General features: G+C 46.8%; 13 protein-coding genes. 7 read left to right on the forward strand and 6 right to left on the reverse strand.

The features are described from left to right. The first annotated feature begins 185 nt into the window (after positions 1–185). From tig to KTO58_RS20900, 4 genes are all read left to right on the forward strand, one after another. Complete coding sequence (tig, locus tag KTO58_RS20885; protein ID WP_095837535.1) at positions 186–1,556, forward strand: trigger factor; 1,371 nt, start codon at positions 186–188, stop codon at positions 1,554–1,556. Further along, the gene (gene clpP / locus KTO58_RS20890) at positions 1,546–2,250 is read left to right on the forward strand and encodes an ATP-dependent Clp endopeptidase proteolytic subunit ClpP (protein WP_095837534.1); all 705 of its coding nucleotides are present in this window, start codon (positions 1,546–1,548) and stop codon (positions 2,248–2,250) included. Before tig ends, clpP begins: the two co-directional genes overlap by 11 nt. A 107-nt stretch (positions 2,251–2,357) precedes the next feature. Beyond that, the gene (gene clpX, locus KTO58_RS20895; RefSeq protein ID WP_198315171.1) at positions 2,358–3,593 is read left to right on the forward strand and encodes an ATP-dependent Clp protease ATP-binding subunit ClpX; all 1,236 of its coding nucleotides are present in this window, start codon (positions 2,358–2,360) and stop codon (positions 3,591–3,593) included. Between the two features lie 88 nt (positions 3,594–3,681). Next, on the forward strand, positions 3,682–3,888 hold the full coding sequence (locus tag KTO58_RS20900) for a hypothetical protein (RefSeq protein ID WP_095837533.1): 207 nt from the start codon (positions 3,682–3,684) through the stop codon (positions 3,886–3,888). 234 nt (positions 3,889–4,122) lie between these two features. Here the strand turns inward: KTO58_RS20900 and KTO58_RS20905 are convergent, their stop codons facing one another. Then, complete coding sequence (locus tag KTO58_RS20905) at positions 4,123–5,748, reverse strand: NADP-dependent glyceraldehyde-3-phosphate dehydrogenase (RefSeq protein ID WP_095837532.1); 1,626 nt, start codon at positions 5,746–5,748, stop codon at positions 4,123–4,125. A gap of 174 nt (positions 5,749–5,922) precedes the next feature. On the opposite strand from KTO58_RS20905, the gene KTO58_RS20910 reads away from it, so the two are divergent. Next, positions 5,923–6,783: a hypothetical protein gene (locus KTO58_RS20910; protein ID WP_157752814.1), complete on the forward strand. Its 861-nt coding sequence runs from the start codon at positions 5,923–5,925 to the stop codon at positions 6,781–6,783. Between the two features lie 134 nt (positions 6,784–6,917). Here the strand turns inward: KTO58_RS20910 and KTO58_RS20915 are convergent, their stop codons facing one another. The 5 genes from KTO58_RS20915 to porX all read right to left on the reverse strand — a co-directional run bounded on the left by KTO58_RS20915 (position 6,918) and on the right by porX (position 11,936). Beyond that, entirely contained in the window at positions 6,918–8,060 is a 1,143-nt protein-coding gene (locus KTO58_RS20915; RefSeq protein ID WP_095837530.1) for an acyl-CoA dehydrogenase family protein, read from the reverse strand. A gap of 13 nt (positions 8,061–8,073) precedes the next feature. Further along, positions 8,074–8,985 carry a ComEA family DNA-binding protein gene (locus KTO58_RS20920; RefSeq protein WP_095837529.1) on the reverse strand — a complete coding sequence of 304 codons (912 nt, stop codon included), beginning with the start codon at positions 8,983–8,985 and terminating at the stop codon, positions 8,074–8,076. A 61-nt stretch (positions 8,986–9,046) separates the two neighbouring features. Further along, entirely contained in the window at positions 9,047–9,805 is a 759-nt protein-coding gene (locus KTO58_RS20925) for an MBL fold metallo-hydrolase (protein ID WP_225860263.1), read from the reverse strand. Positions 9,806–9,807: 2 nt separating this feature from the next. Continuing rightward, entirely contained in the window at positions 9,808–10,149 is a 342-nt protein-coding gene (locus KTO58_RS20930; protein ID WP_095837527.1) for a hypothetical protein, read from the reverse strand. A 227-nt stretch (positions 10,150–10,376) separates the two neighbouring features. After that, a complete protein-coding gene (gene porX / locus KTO58_RS20935) occupies positions 10,377–11,936 on the reverse strand; it encodes a T9SS response regulator signal transducer PorX (RefSeq protein ID WP_095837526.1) in 1,560 nt (519 codons plus the stop codon). A 324-nt stretch (positions 11,937–12,260) separates the two neighbouring features. Here porX and KTO58_RS20940 point away from each other — a divergent pair, with 324 nt between their 5' ends. Then, positions 12,261–13,487, forward strand: a complete 1,227-nt coding sequence (locus tag KTO58_RS20940; RefSeq protein ID WP_095837525.1) for an HD domain-containing protein — start codon at positions 12,261–12,263, stop codon at positions 13,485–13,487. Positions 13,488–13,582: 95 nt separating this feature from the next. Then, positions 13,583–14,632: a UDP-3-O-(3-hydroxymyristoyl)glucosamine N-acyltransferase gene (lpxD, locus tag KTO58_RS20945; RefSeq protein WP_095837524.1), complete on the forward strand. Its 1,050-nt coding sequence runs from the start codon at positions 13,583–13,585 to the stop codon at positions 14,630–14,632. Positions 14,633–14,659 lie beyond the last annotated feature (27 nt).

Consider the following 14,659-nt stretch of genomic DNA (forward strand, 5'->3'; position numbering starts at 1 on the left):
GACAATCTGACAAACGCGACCATGTTACTGCTTTAGACCGCACGCATCGTCCTTTTTGACAGATTAGCACATTGCCACACTTGTTTTCAGTACTGCCATTCCTTCGTGCCTTTTATGACTTCATGGCAGAAAAAAATTACCGGAATTATTATTGCTTCATAAAATTTCTTTTATCTTAAATAATTATGGCAACCGTAACCAGAGCAAACATTGGTTTATTGAATGATAAGATCACTGTGAAAGTGAGCCAGGAAGATTACCTTCCTAATTTTGACAAAGCAGTAAAGCAATTCAGCAAATCTGCCAACATTCCGGGTTTCCGTAAGGGCATGGTGCCTGCCGGTATGGTTAAAAAGATGCACGGTCAGGCAATTTTTGCTGATGAGGTGTTGAAATCTGTGGAGAAAGAGCTGGTAGGTTATCTGCAACAGGAGAAGCTTGAGATCTTCGGTCAGCCGATATCCCTGGATAAGGAAGCCAAAGCCTTTGATTTTAATACTCCGGCTTCTTATGATTTTGACTTTGAAGTAGGTCTTAAGCCTGAATTTGCGGTGACTCCATTGGAGCCCGGTAAAACTGAGCTGACCCGTTACAAGGTGCGTGTATCTGAGGAGGCGGTAAATGAGGAAGTGAACCGTTTGCAGCTGAAGGGCGGTAAAGAGGTAGAGCAGGACTCTCCTACTTCTGACGACAGCGTACTGACTGTGACCCTGGCTGAAAGCGATGCTGACGGTAATGTGGTAGAAGGCGGTATCAGCAAGGACAATACTTTCCTTTTTAAATATTTCACGCCTGCTGTTCAGGAGCAACTGAAGGGTAAGAAGAAAGACGATGCGATTGTTACTACGCTGGGTGCTGCCTTTAACAATGAGCAACTGGAGTTTATCCTGAAGGATCTTGGTGTTGGGCAGGAAGGTGCTGACAAGCACTTCAAGCTGACCATTAACAAGGTGGGTCTGATTGAAAAGCGGGAGTTGAATGAAGAGTTCTTCAAGGAGGTTTATCCTACTGAGGAGATTACTACTGAAGAAGCTTTCCGTGCTAAACTGAAAGAAGAAATAGAAAAATACTGGAGTTCCGAGAGCCGTAACCGTATGCACAACGACCTGTTTGAAGTGCTGGTACACGAAACACCGATCGAATTACCTGTAGACTTCCTCAAACGCTGGTTGCAGACTGGCGGCGAGAAGCCCAAGACCGCTGAGGAAGCTGAAAGAGAATATCCGAACTTTGACCATCAGTTGCGCTGGACATTAATCAGCGACAAACTGATCCGTGATAACAAACTGGAAGTAGCCTATGAAGAGGTGAGAGCCGGCGCCAAGCAGAAACTCCTCGGTTACTACGGAGGAGCGGGTCTGGATGGTGCAGAGTGGCTGGATAGCTACCTGGACCGTCTGATGCAGGACGAGAAATTTGTGGATCAGACTTATCGTGAAATGATCACCCAGAAACTGTTTGAGTGGGCAGAGGACAAGGTGAACGTGAAGGAAGAGGAAATTACAGCAGATGAATTTGTAAAATTACCTCATAAACATCACCATCATGAACATTAATAATAACGAATTCAGGAAATATGCGATCCAGCATCGCGGAATCAGCAGCCTGGTAGTAGATAGCTATGCCCGCCATCAGATCAACGCTTTGACGCCTTATATCATTGAGGAGCGTCCGATGAATGTGGCTACGATGGACGTTTTTTCGCGCCTGATGATGGACCGTATCATATTCCTGGGCGACCCGGTGAACGATTATGTAGCGAATGTGATCACAGCACAGCTGTTGTTCCTGGAGTCTACAGACCGTAACCGTGATATCCAGATGTATATCAACAGCCCTGGTGGTAGTGTATATGCGGGTCTGGGTATTTATGACACGATGCAGATCATTGCGCCTGATGTGGCTACTATCTGTACTGGTATGGCTGCCTCTTTTGGTGCTGTACTGCTGGTAGCTGGTACAAAAGGTAAACGTACCGCTCTGAAGCATGCGCGTGTGATGATCCACCAGCCTCATGGTGGTGCTGAAGGTCAAACTTCCGATATCGAGATCACAGCCAGGGAGTTCATAAAGCTTAAAAAGGAACTGAATGAGATCATCGCCACTCATTGCGGACAGCCCGTGAAGAAGGTGGAGAAGGATTCCGATCGTGACTACTGGATGACTGCCGACGAAGCCAAAGAGTATGGTATCATTGACGACGTACTGGACAGAAATCCCCGCAAAAAAGCAGAGAATAATCCGCAATAATATTGCTGGAGAAACAGTAATAATTGAAAAAAGGAGAAAGGGTCCCTGACCCGGTTCTCCTTTTTTCCTTTTCTCCCTTTTTCAGTTTTAACTTAACTTTGATAGCTATGAAAGAATCCAAAATACGCTGTTCCTTTTGTAACCGGTCTAAAGACGAGGTGCAGATATTGATCGCCGGTGCGGAAGGACATATATGTGAGAACTGTGTAGCCAACGCTCAGGAAATCATTGAGCAGGAGCTATTCCAGCAGAATAAAAAGGTTTCTTCTTCCCACTTTGTACCCAAAGTATCCAAGCCGGTAGAGATCAAGAAATTCCTTGATGAGTATGTGATCGGCCAGGACGATGCCAAGAAGATACTGGCAGTAGCCGTATATAATCACTATAAGCGCCTCAACCAGGAGATCACTGATGATGAAGTGGAGATTGAAAAATCCAACATTGTCATGGTAGGTGAAACGGGTACGGGTAAGACCCTTCTGGCCAAATCCATTGCCAAACTCCTGAATGTGCCTTTTGCGATTGTAGATGCTACGGTATTTACGGAGGCTGGTTATGTAGGTGAGGACGTGGAGAGCATCCTGACGCGTCTGTTACAGGTGTGTAATTATGATGTAGAAGCTGCTGAGCGTGGTATTGTGTATATCGATGAGATCGATAAGATCGCGCGTAAGAGTGACAATCCTTCTATCACCCGTGATGTAAGCGGTGAAGGTGTGCAACAGGGTTTACTTAAGCTACTGGAAGGTACGGAAGTACTGGTTCCCCCTCAGGGTGGCCGTAAGCATCCGGAGCAAAAGCTGATAAAGGTAAACACGCAAAATATCCTGTTCATTTGTGGTGGTGCTTTTGATGGTATTGACCGGATCATCAGCAGAAGGGTGCAGACGCATTCTATTGGTTTCAATGTGAATAAAGAGCAAGAGGAGGAGAACAAGAAACATATCCTGCGTTATGTTAATTCACAGGATCTGAAGACTTTTGGTTTGATCCCTGAGTTGCTGGGCCGTCTGCCGGTGGTGACTTATCTGAATTCACTGGATAAGGATGCATTGAAGGCGATCCTGACTGAGCCTAAAAATGCGTTGGTTAAGCAGTACCAGAAGCTGTTTAAAGTAGAAGATATCAATTTGTTGATAGAAGAAGATGCGGTAGACTACATCGTGGATAAAGCCATGGAATATAAATTGGGCGCGCGTGGTCTTCGTTCTATCTGTGAAGTGGTGATGAGTGAGGCCATGTTCGAACTGCCCTCTACCAGTGAGAAGTCCTTTACACTGACCAAAGCGTATGCGGAGGAAAGACTGGACAAATCCATGCTGGTAAAATTGAAAGTAGCCTAAGGTCAGCGATACCTTTTTCCCATCCCGGACGGCCTTGTTGCTGTCCGGGATTTTTATTTCCTAACTTTATTACCTAAATAACTATCTTATGCAGGAACTCATTCAGCAACTACAGGAGAAAGCCGGTCTTGCGCCGGAGCAGGCCGTACAGTCCATTGAAATTGTCAAGGAGTATGTTAAGAGTAAATTACCGCCATTTATTGCGGACACTGTAGACAGCTGGTTTGCCAACATGTCGGGCAAAGAGGGGGATAAAAGTGGGGCTGGTCAGCAGGAGGCAGATTTCCTTGATTAACAGGTGTGTTATAGATAAAATAAAAAAGCATTCCCGGAGAGAGAATGCTTTTTTTGTGCGTAAAAGTGTTTCGTTGTCCTTTGTGTTTAGGTTGATAAAAAGGTAAAGAGTGATGAATTAACTCAAATTTAACGTTCCTTTTTCAATTTACTAATAACACAAAAGGGTTAATGTTGATTTTTTTCCAAAAATCTTTAGCGCTGTATTTATTCAACACTTTTGTATACGCCTTGATTAGAATATGTACTTAGTTGACAAGAAATTGGATGTCTGCGTGCTAACGATTGTATTGACTAATTGTTTGTTTTCATCCGTTTGTTTGGTAGCTACCATGGAGCGGATGGAAAATGCGCGCAAGGCATCTGGTACACTCAATGTGCCTTCCGCAGAATCTTTTCTACCGGTGAACGGGAAGATATCCGGGCCCCGTTGGCACTGACAGTTGATATTGACGCGACTTACCTGATTTACGAGCGGGTCTACGAGGGATGCCAGTTCATCGGGATCGTTGGAGAACAGGCTGACTTGTTGTCCGTGATCGGAATGGATCAGGTATTCGACTGGTTGGTTGATGTCGCTGAAAGGTAGTACGGGCACTATCGGGCCGAACTGTTCTTCTCTGTATAGCTTCATCTTTTCGTTTACCGGGTATACCACTGCCGGATATACGAATGATTCATAATTATCGCCTCCATTTGGATTGATCACTTTTGCACCGTTGGCTACGGCATCTTCGAGGCACTCTTTGAGGTAAGCGGGTTTCTGAGGTTCGGGTAGTGGTGTGAGGAACACGTCTTTATCCCAAGGCATGCCGAATTTCAGTTTGCTGACTGCTGCGCTGAGTTTTTCGAGGAAGGGGGCTGCTACTTTTTCGTGTACGTGGATGATCTTGATGGCTGTGCAACGTTGTCCGTTGAAGGAGAGGGCTCCGAGTACGCATTCTTTCACTGCGAGGTCGAGATCTGCTTTTTCGGTGATGATCGCTGCGTTTTTGGCATCTAGTCCGAGGATAGCTCTGAGGCGGTTCACTTTGGGATGCATTTTTTTCAGCTGGTTGGCCACTTTACTGGAGCCGATCAGTGTGAGTACATTGATCTTGCCGGTTTCCATCAGCGGAGCGACGATCACGTTACCACGGCCGTAAATGGTGTTTACGACACCTTTTGGGAAGCAGGTCCTGAAGGCTTCGAGCAGTGGATAGTGCAGTAAGGTACCATGTTTCGGAGGTTTGAACAGCATTGTATTTCCCATGATCAGTGCGGGGATCAGGGTGGTGAATGTTTCGTTCAGCGGATAGTTGAACGGGCCCATGCAAAGCACTACGCCCAGTGGGCTGCGGCGGATCTGGGCGATGATGCCCTGTTCGATCTCGAAGCGGGAGGAGTTGCGGTCCAGGTCTTTGAGTGCGTCGATGGTAGCGTTGATGTATTCGATGGTACGATCAAATTCTTTGACGGAATCTGCTACGGACTTACCGATCTCCCACATGATCAGGCGAACGATCTCGGCTTTCTTTTCGATCATTTTGCCCGTGAATTTTTCCATGCAGGCGATCCTTTCTGATACCGGCATGGTGGGCCACTCTCCTCTCCCATCGTTATAAGCTAATACGGCGGCATCCAGGGCCTCCATTGCTTCATTCTCCCCACATAGCGGGTAAGAGCCGATCTCTACCCTTTTGAGGCCTTCCGGTGTGTGTACGCATATGGGAGAGTAAACTGTGTGTACGTCTCCATTCCAGGATCTCATTTCTCCATCTACGAGATATTCCCGTTGGTGTAATTCGCCTGGCAGGGCGTGTTCTTCAGGTATGGTACCTGCCTGCGGAAACAGGTTATGTAATTGTTCTTCGAAAGACATAGTTTTTCTGAGTTGATTATATTAGAAATAGCCATGGGCTTTACAATAGCAAGGGATGAATGTTGTACCCCATCTATATTTGTGTGAATTTAACACAATTTAAGTAAATACCTGATAACCTTGATATCTCCTGAGTTAAAAAATTGCTATTTTGGCCGCTTAAAAAATCCCTATATGCGATCATTTTTACTGTCAGCACTTTGTGTATTTATGGTGCTGGCTGCCTGTAATCCGCAAGGCAGTAGTGATCCGGCTCATCAAGGTAATGCAGCTGATACGACTGTTCCGGTCAAAGACACTTTATCTGCAGCAGTTGGGGAGGAGGTTTTTTCTCCTAACGACGGTTTTTTCCCATCTTATGACAGTAGTTATGGCGGTGATTTGTTGGGAGCGGGCGGGTATCATTGGGATGAGGTAAAAAAGGGGATGGACCGGCAAGCCTGGCTGGGGGTGTTCAAGAGTGCGGACGGTGCTTATTATGTTGCGGATACGCGGGTGACTATACAGCAGGATTATGATCCTGTGTTGGATGAGGACAGCACACAGGCTTCGGGCTGGCTGGTGACACCGGAGATCCAGGATACGACGATCGTGCTTGTTAGCAAGATATCGTTGCAGAAGGGGTTGGTGGTACCGGTGGCTATTCCGGCGTATATTAGAGATGACCGGATGATACCAGGAGACTCGTTGGTATTCCGGTATGGAGGGGATTACAGTTATCGTTTGTCGGTGACTGGCAAGAAGCAGCGTATAGCTGAGCTGGATAGCTGGAATGTTTCGGATTACCGGATGTATATTACTGCGATGAAGGCTGGCAAGCTGGTTAGCCAGTTGTTGATCAACAGTCCGCATAATGATGATTCGATTCCATCTATCATTTTTATTGGAGACCTGGACGGGGACCAGGTGCCGGACCTGATATTGAACGCTACGAATAACTATAACGCTTATGTACCTACGCTATATTTATCGAAGGATGCGGGAGAAGGGCAGTTATATCGAGTGGTGGCGCAGCATGTGAGTGTGGGGTGTTAGCTGCATAAAAAAGCCCGGAAGGTGTCCGGGCTATGTGAGTGGAAATTATAGAGGCTAATTGAATAACCGGCACGCATGCAGCGTGCCGGTGTTGTTTTTCGTGGAAGTTATAAAAGCAAGCGTTCTATTTTGTTTTAACCCTTCAGTGCTTCTCGGGCTATTACTATTTTTTGTATTTCTGAAGTACCTTCTCCGATGGTACACAATTTTGCATCGCGGTAGAATTTCTCTACGGGGAAGTCTTTGGTGTAGCCGTAGCCGCCGAAAATCTGTACTGCTTCATTTGCTACTTTAACGGCTACTTCGGAGGCATAATATTTAGCCATGGCGGCTTGTTTGGTCATGGGCTGTTTCCTGCTTTTGAGGTCGGCAGCCTGCATGGTCAATAGTTCTGCGGCTTCTATCTGGGTGGCCATGTCTGCCAGTTTGAAGGAGATGCCCTGGAAGTTGGCGATGGGCTGATCGAACTGGTGTCTTTCTTTGGCATATTTGCGTGCGGCGTCGTAGGCGCCTTTGGCGATGCCCAGTGATAGTGCTGCGATAGAGATACGGCCGCCGTCGAGTACTTTCATTGATTGAATGAAGCCTTCTCCTACGGGTCCGAGCCTGTTAGCATCGGGGATGCGGCAGTTATCGAATATCATTTCGGCTGTTTCGGAGGCTCTCATGCCCAATTTATTTTCTTTTTTGCCGCCGCTGAAGCCTGGTGTGCCCCTTTCTACTACGAAGGCGGTCATACCGCGGCTATCTCTTACATCACCTGTACGGGCGATCACTACTGCTACGTCTCCGCTTTTGCCATGTGTGATCCAGCATTTGGTGCCATTGATGACCCATTCGTCTCCTTCCTGTTTGGCTACACATTTCATGTTCATGGCATCGGACCCGGTGTTGGGTTCGGTGAGACCCCAGGCGCCCAGCCATTCTGCGGTGGCCAGTTTAGGCAGGTAGCGTTGTTTTTGTTCTTCGTTGCCGAACTGTAATATATGTCCGGTGCATAAAGAGTTATGAGCGGCTACGCTCAGGCCAATGGCGCCGCATATTCTTGCTATTTCACTTACTACGGTTACATACTCGGGATAACCGAGGCCGGTGCCCTGGTATTCCTGTGGTACTAATACGCCCATCAGGCCCAGTTCGCCTAGTTTACGAAACAGGTCTGCCGGAAATTCCTGTTTTTCATCCCAGTCCATGATATACGGCAGCATATTCGTTTTTCCAAAGTCCCGGATCATCTGCGCGATCTGCTGCTGTGTATCCGATAGCTCAAAATTCATAATGGGGAATTTATTATTTGATGTCTATGTATGGCATTAGTTTTTTGTATACTTCCTCGTCGACCAGCGGGAGGTGATATAGCTCCGTTATATCGTGAAAAGGGCCATGCTCATTACGGTAACGGGATATCAACATAGCCAATTTCTTCCGGATATAGGGATGTTGTGATAAAGATTTTTCATCTGTATGGTTGAGGTCAATTTTTTTTAGAGAAACCTTATCGAGGAGTAATGAAGGTTGAATTTTATAAAACGTCGAATCGGGCAATCCATAAGTCTCGGCGACCTGTTCCAGGCGATGGAATCCGCCTAATGCATCTCTGAATTTTATGATCCTGGCAGCGAGTACGGGGCCGATGCCGGGCAGTTGTTCCCAGGCTGCGCTATCTGCGTTATTGATATCTATTGCGATCACTTTACGCGGTGTATAGTGTGGTGTATAGCGGGTATAGGAGGGTGTATCCCGGGGGTGCGGGGTGGTGCTGCCAGCGATATGTACGTATGGTATCAGGCGATCGCAAACGGGGGTTGGCAGTCCATATATCTTACGCAGGTCGGCGGGTTGGCGGAAGTGGCCACCTTTGGCCAGGTAGTTTTGGATGGTGCGGGCGGTGCGAGGGGAAACGCCCAGGCGCAGCCATTCATTTTCGGGTAAAGTATTGGGGTCGAAGCGAAACAGGGCATAGGTATTGGCGGCGGGTGCCTGGTGATATGTGCGGTATGATGGCGTTGACCGGGAGGTGAGTGTATCCAGTGAGCGGGCGGCGATGAGGAAGGCGGTATCATCTGCCGGCGGATGCGTGGCCGGGCTGTTGCTGTGTATACGCAGCAGGAGGACACCTATTACTAATATAATGAGTATGATGATGCCGGTTTGTTCGCGGCGGGAGAAGCGGAAGTATTCCTTCCAGGGGTTATTTTTCATAGTGGCCGAATTTCAGTAAATAAATCCGGCCGTTCGTTAACTGGATGCTAATGGGTAGCGGTTAGCCGAGAGACAAGGTGAGGCCATCATAAGCCAGTGCCATGCCGGCAGGCAGCTCTTTAGTAACATTTTCATGTTTGCCCATCTGGTGGCTGATATGTGTGAAGTAGACCTCTGGTACTTCCAGTTCCTGTGCCAGTGCTATCGCTTCGCCGAGGGTGAAGTGAGAGATATGTTTTTCTTTCCGCAAGGCGTTCAGGACGAGGATACGGGAGCCTTTGATCTTTTCTTTCTCTTCTGATGCGATGAAATTAGCGTCGGTGATATAGGTAAAGTCGCCGAAGCGGAAGCCAAGTACGGGCATCTTATAATGCATGACCTGGACCGGGATGATGGGGTAGCCATTGATATCAAAAGGCTCATCGGTGATGGTACGGAGGTTCAGATCGGGGATGCCGGGGTATTTGAATTCGGCGAATGCGTATGCGAATTCGCGCATGATACCTTGCTGGGAAGGTTCGGTGGCGAAGATATCGATGGGTTGTTGTTGGAAATAGTTGAATGCGCGGATGTCATCCATCCCGGCGATATGGTCTTTGTGGGAATGGGTGATCAGTACTGCTTCCAGGTGTTTTACCTGTGCCCGCAGCATCTGGTAGCGGAAATCCGGGGTGGTATCTACTACGATGTTGCCGATAGGCGATTCTACTAATATGCTACTACGTAGCCGGGTATCTTTTTTGTCGGCAGAGGTACATACTTCGCAATTGCAGGCGATAACGGGTACGCCTTGAGAAGTACCTGTGCCCAGGAATGTCACTTTCAATGGTCGTCTGATTGTTCGGGTGAAGGAGTAGCCGTTGTGTCGTCTCCTGTATTGGAGGTATTGTCGGCGACAATTTTACTTTGTAACACCTGCCGGTATAGTTTGAGGGATTCCGGGGTAAGGAGTTCCTCTTCCAGTTGGATGGTCGGCAATATATCGAGCAGGGTATTGATGCGACCTTCCAGGTTCAGGAATTTGTTCACCACTACCACTTTTTTATGTTCCAGTATACAATAACCCGAGTTAAAGGTACCTTTCTCAAAACGCAGCACATATTTCGCTTCCTCAAATATCTTTTCCAGCCGGGTCAGATTATTTGGCGTGATCTTGATGTTCATTTTACAAATATAAATTTGATGGCTGAATTATGGAGGGGAGATTTGACAAGCAGGAGGAATAGGGATATGCTATACAAATGGATATAGGAGAGCTATGGGAAAGGTGGACGGAAGCTATACAAATGATATAGGAGAGCTATGGGAAAGGTGGGCGGAAGTTATAAGATAAAACAGCAAAGGCTGCTTTGAAGAGCAGCCTTTGTATATATATAATCATAGCAAATCTCTTATTTGCTGACGAGCCGGGCGACCGGTACGATCATTTCTTCCAGGGATATGCCCCCGTGCTGGAAGGTATTGCGGTAATAGTTTACGAAGTAGTTATAGTTATTTGGATAGCAGAGGTAGCCATCTCCGCGGGCGAATATATAGGAGGAATTGACATTGGGTTTGGGCAGGCCTGCTTCTTTCGGATCGCGGAAGGCGAGTACTTCCTTGGGATCGTAGTTGAGGTTACGGCCATGTTTATAGCGGAGGTTGGTGGTAGTTTGTTTATCGCCGATCACTTTTACCGGTGTTTTCACTCTTACGCTGCCGTGGTCGGTAGCGATGATGAGGTTGATCTTTTTATCGGCGATACGTTTCAGTGCCTGGTGCAGGGGGGAGTGTTCGAACCAGCTGGCGGTGATGGAGCGGTAGGAGGCTTCGTCGTTGGCCAGTTCTTTGAGCACTTCCATTTCTGTACGGGCATGGCTGAGCATATCTACGAAGTTGTATACGATGATATTCAGCTGGTAGTCCATCAGGTTATGGACATTATTAAGCAGGTGTTGTCCGTCGCTGTGATTGATGACTTTTGTATAGGAGAACCGGATGTCTTTACGGTGCCGGGCCAGCTGGGCGGCAAAAAACTCTTCTTCATAGAGGTTCTTTCCTCCTTCTTCGTCATCATTTTTCCATTGTACCGGGAATTTCTGTTCTATATCTACGGGCATCATGCCAGCGAATATGGCATTGCGGCTATATTGGGTGGAGGTAGGCAGGATGCTGTAGAAGGTATCTTCTTCCAGGAGCCGGAAGGATTCGAGGAAGATGGGAAGGATGGCCTTCCATTGATCGTAGCGCAGATTATCTATGAGGATGAAGAAGTTAGATGCTTCTTCATCCAATGCGGGTAATATTTTTTCGGAGAACAGGGTATGAGACATGACGGGGACATCGGTGCCTTTGGCTTTAGGATGTACCCAGCTGCTGTAGTTACGGCTGATGAACTTGGCGAATTCGGTATTGGCTTCGGCTTTTTGTGTATTGAAGACCTCCATCATTTCCGGGCTGTTACTTTTGGACATTTCCATTTCCCAGTAGACCAGTTTTTTATAGAGGTCCATCCATTCGCGATGGTCCTGGTTGGAGTTCAGGGCCATAAAGAGGGAGCGGAATTCCTGTTGATAGGCGGTGGTGGTTCGTTCTGCTATGAGGCGTTTATTATCGATGATCTTTTTGAGGGAGAGTAGTACCTGGTTGGGATTGACCGGTTTGATGAGGTAGTCGGTGATCTGGGAGCCGATGGCTTCGTCCATGACGTTTTCTGCTTCATTTTTGGTGATCATAACTACGGGTATCTGCTGGTCGATCTCTTTGATCTTTCCCAGGGTTTCGAGGCCGGTGATGCCGGGCATGGATTCGTCGAGGAGGACGACATCTACCATTTGTTCTTTCAGGAACTCGAGTGCGTCGTAGCCATTGGTGAGGGCTGCTACTTTATAGCCTTTATTTTCGAGGAACAGTATCTGTGATTTTAGGGACTCTATCTCATCATCAACCCAGAGTATATTTATTTGACTCATTAGCAATGTTTAAGAATGAAAAAAGGGCTTTGCCGGTCTTAAAAGGCAAACTAAAAACAAGTTAGCACCATATTTTGGCAAAAATCATTCCCTGAGCGGGTAAGTGGTCTAATATATTGTTAAAGTAGGCGTTGGTGATGAGGTGATATGGCAGTATCCGGATGGGAATGTCTAAAAATCTGCGGCGGGTGCATAGGAGTAAACGAGTTTTAACGCGTCTTTATAAATAAAAAATTTACATATTAGTAATTCCTAGTGTAGTTTTGTAAACGTTGGGAACAATCATTTGACCTGTAATTGACCATAAACCTTTAGCCATACAGCATGACCGAACGCAAGCGTAAAATTGTAAATGATCCGGTATATGGCTTCATTACTATCGATCATCCACTGATCTTCACCCTTATCTCCCACCCCTATTATCAGCGGTTAAGGCGGATACACCAGATGGCCCTGGCTCATTTAGTATATCCGGGGGCGATGCATACGCGTTTTCATCATAGTATGGGGGCGTATCATCTGATGAGTTGTGCTTTGCAGGAGTTGCGGGGTAAGGGGGTGCATATTACGCAGCAGGAGGAGGTGGCGGCAAAAATGGCTATATTGTTGCATGATGTGGGTCACGGTCCTTACAGTCATGCTTTGGAGAACGGGATTATAGAGGGAGTTTCTCATGAGGAGATTTCGCAATGGCTGATGGAGGATTTGAACAGGGAGATGGGCGGGGCGTTGACGCTGACATTGGAGATATTTAACGGCAGGTACCACAAGCAGTTTCTTCATCAATTGGTTTCCAGCCAATTAGATGTAGACCGGATGGATTATCTGAACAGGGATAGTTTTTATACGGGTGTATCGGAGGGGGTGATCAGTTATGACCGGATCATCAAGATGCTGACGGTACATCATGGGGAGTTGATGGTGGAGGAGAAGGGTATTTATTCGATTGAGAAGTTCATTGTGGCCCGGCGGCTGATGTACTGGCAGGTGTATTTGCATAAGACGGTGCTCAGTGCGGAGAATATGCTGGTGAAGATATTGCGGCGGGCGAAGCAACTGGCCTTAGCGGGTGAGCCATTGTTTGCCTCTCCGGCATTATCATATTTTCTTTATAATACGATCACAGCTGCTAATTTTGAAGAAGAGCCGGCTTGTCTGCAACAGTTCTGTCTCCTGGATGATTATGACATTATGGGGGCGATCAAGGTGTGGGCTAATCATACGGACAAGGTGCTGTCGTTACTATGTAAGTCTTTAATTAACAGGAAGTTATTAAAATGCATTCTTCACAGTGAGCCATTTGGGGAGGATGCTATTGCGCTGCTTAAGGAGAAAGTAGCGAAGGAATGGGGGATTTCGGGTCCTGATCTGGATTACTTTGTATTTACGGGAACGGCCAGTTTGCGGGCATATAACGTAAGTGACGAGAAGATCAACATCTTGTTTAAAGATGGTACGGTCAAGGACATATCCTCTATAGATAATGCATTAGTTAGCCATACCTTGGCTATACCAGTAAAAAAATTCTACATTTGTCATCCAAAAATCTAGGCAAACGACGTTTTTATTAGTAAATAAAATGTTAAAGAATAATTTCATACAATCCGGACGGTTTGCCTGTGAGGAAACTTTTCAATTCATCAATTATGCAATTTAGCGCATTACAATTAGCCACCATGTTGGATGGTAAGCTGGAGGGGAATCCCGAAGTGAAAGTGAGCAATATAGCCAAGATAGAGGAAGCAGCTGAGGGCATGCTGAGCTTTATTGCGAATCCTAAATACGAAGAATTCATCTATACTACACAGGCATCGGTACTGATAGTGAATGAGACGTTGGTAACGGAGCGTCCGGTGAAGCCTACGTTGATCCGGGTAAAGGATGCTTACAGCAGTTTTGCTTTGTTATTGGAGAAATACAAGCAGATGGTGGGTAATAAGACGGGGATACAGCAGCCCTCTTATATTCCATCCAGTGTGAAGGTTGGTTCTAATGTGTTTGTGGGTGCTTTTGCTTATTTGGGTGAGCATGTGGTGTTGGGAGACAATGTGAAGATCTATCCAGGGGTATATTTAGGGGATCATGTGGTGGTGCATAATGATGCGGTGATTTATCCGGGCGTGAAGGTGTATGACAATTGTGTGGTGGGTAAGCGAGTGATCTTGCATGCGGGTTGTGTGATAGGCGGGGATGGTTTTGGATTTGCGCCGCAACCTGACGGGACTTATAAGAAGGTACCTCAGATCGGCAATGTAGTGATACATGATGATGTGGAGATAGGGGCGAATACGACCATAGACCGTGCTACTATGGGTTCTACTGTTATCCGCCAGGGGGCTAAGCTGGACAATCTGATTCAGGTGGCGCACAATGTGGATATCGGCACGAATACAGTTATTGCTGCGCAGACGGGTGTATCGGGTAGTACCAAGGTGGGTCAGAATTGTGTGATTGGGGGCCAGGTGGGTATGGTAGGTCATATCCAGATTGCGGATGGTACGAAGATCAATGCGCAGAGTGGTTTATCCAAGTCCATTGTAGATCAGAATACATCGTTGAATGGTTCACCGGCTTTTGATTACAAAAGTTCACTAAAAAGTCAGGCAATTTTTAGAAATTTGCCGGACCTTGACCGCAGGGTGAAGGAGCTGGAGGCCATGGTAAAACAATTACTTTCCGAGCGGGAAGGAGTTTGAAGGATATTGTAGACCTAATATAGTTAT

The sequence above is a fragment of the Chitinophaga pendula genome, assembly GCF_020386615.1.
In the GTDB taxonomy this organism is placed as follows: Bacteria; Bacteroidota; Bacteroidia; order Chitinophagales; family Chitinophagaceae; genus Chitinophaga; species Chitinophaga pendula.

Bases quoted from the DNA above. Each gene is read 5' to 3' on its own strand.
- tig (WP_095837535.1), top strand. From the start codon at position 186: ATGGCAACCGTAACCAGAGCAAACATTGGTTTATTGAATGATAAGATC.
- clpP (WP_095837534.1), top strand. From the start codon at position 1,546: ATGAACATTAATAATAACGAATTCAGGAAATATGCGATCCAGCATCGC.
- clpX (WP_198315171.1), top strand. From the start codon at position 2,358: ATGAAAGAATCCAAAATACGCTGTTCCTTTTGTAACCGGTCTAAAGAC.
- KTO58_RS20900 (WP_095837533.1), top strand. From the start codon at position 3,682: ATGCAGGAACTCATTCAGCAACTACAGGAGAAAGCCGGTCTTGCGCCG.
- KTO58_RS20905 (WP_095837532.1), bottom strand. From the start codon at position 5,748: ATGTCTTTCGAAGAACAATTACATAACCTGTTTCCGCAGGCAGGTACC.
- KTO58_RS20910 (WP_157752814.1), top strand. From the start codon at position 5,923: ATGCGATCATTTTTACTGTCAGCACTTTGTGTATTTATGGTGCTGGCT.
- KTO58_RS20915 (WP_095837530.1), bottom strand. From the start codon at position 8,060: ATGAATTTTGAGCTATCGGATACACAGCAGCAGATCGCGCAGATGATC.
- KTO58_RS20920 (WP_095837529.1), bottom strand. From the start codon at position 8,985: ATGAAAAATAACCCCTGGAAGGAATACTTCCGCTTCTCCCGCCGCGAA.
- KTO58_RS20930 (WP_095837527.1), bottom strand. From the start codon at position 10,149: ATGAACATCAAGATCACGCCAAATAATCTGACCCGGCTGGAAAAGATA.
- porX (WP_095837526.1), bottom strand. From the start codon at position 11,936: ATGAGTCAAATAAATATACTCTGGGTTGATGATGAGATAGAGTCCCTA.
- KTO58_RS20940 (WP_095837525.1), top strand. From the start codon at position 12,261: ATGACCGAACGCAAGCGTAAAATTGTAAATGATCCGGTATATGGCTTC.
- lpxD (WP_095837524.1), top strand. From the start codon at position 13,583: ATGCAATTTAGCGCATTACAATTAGCCACCATGTTGGATGGTAAGCTG.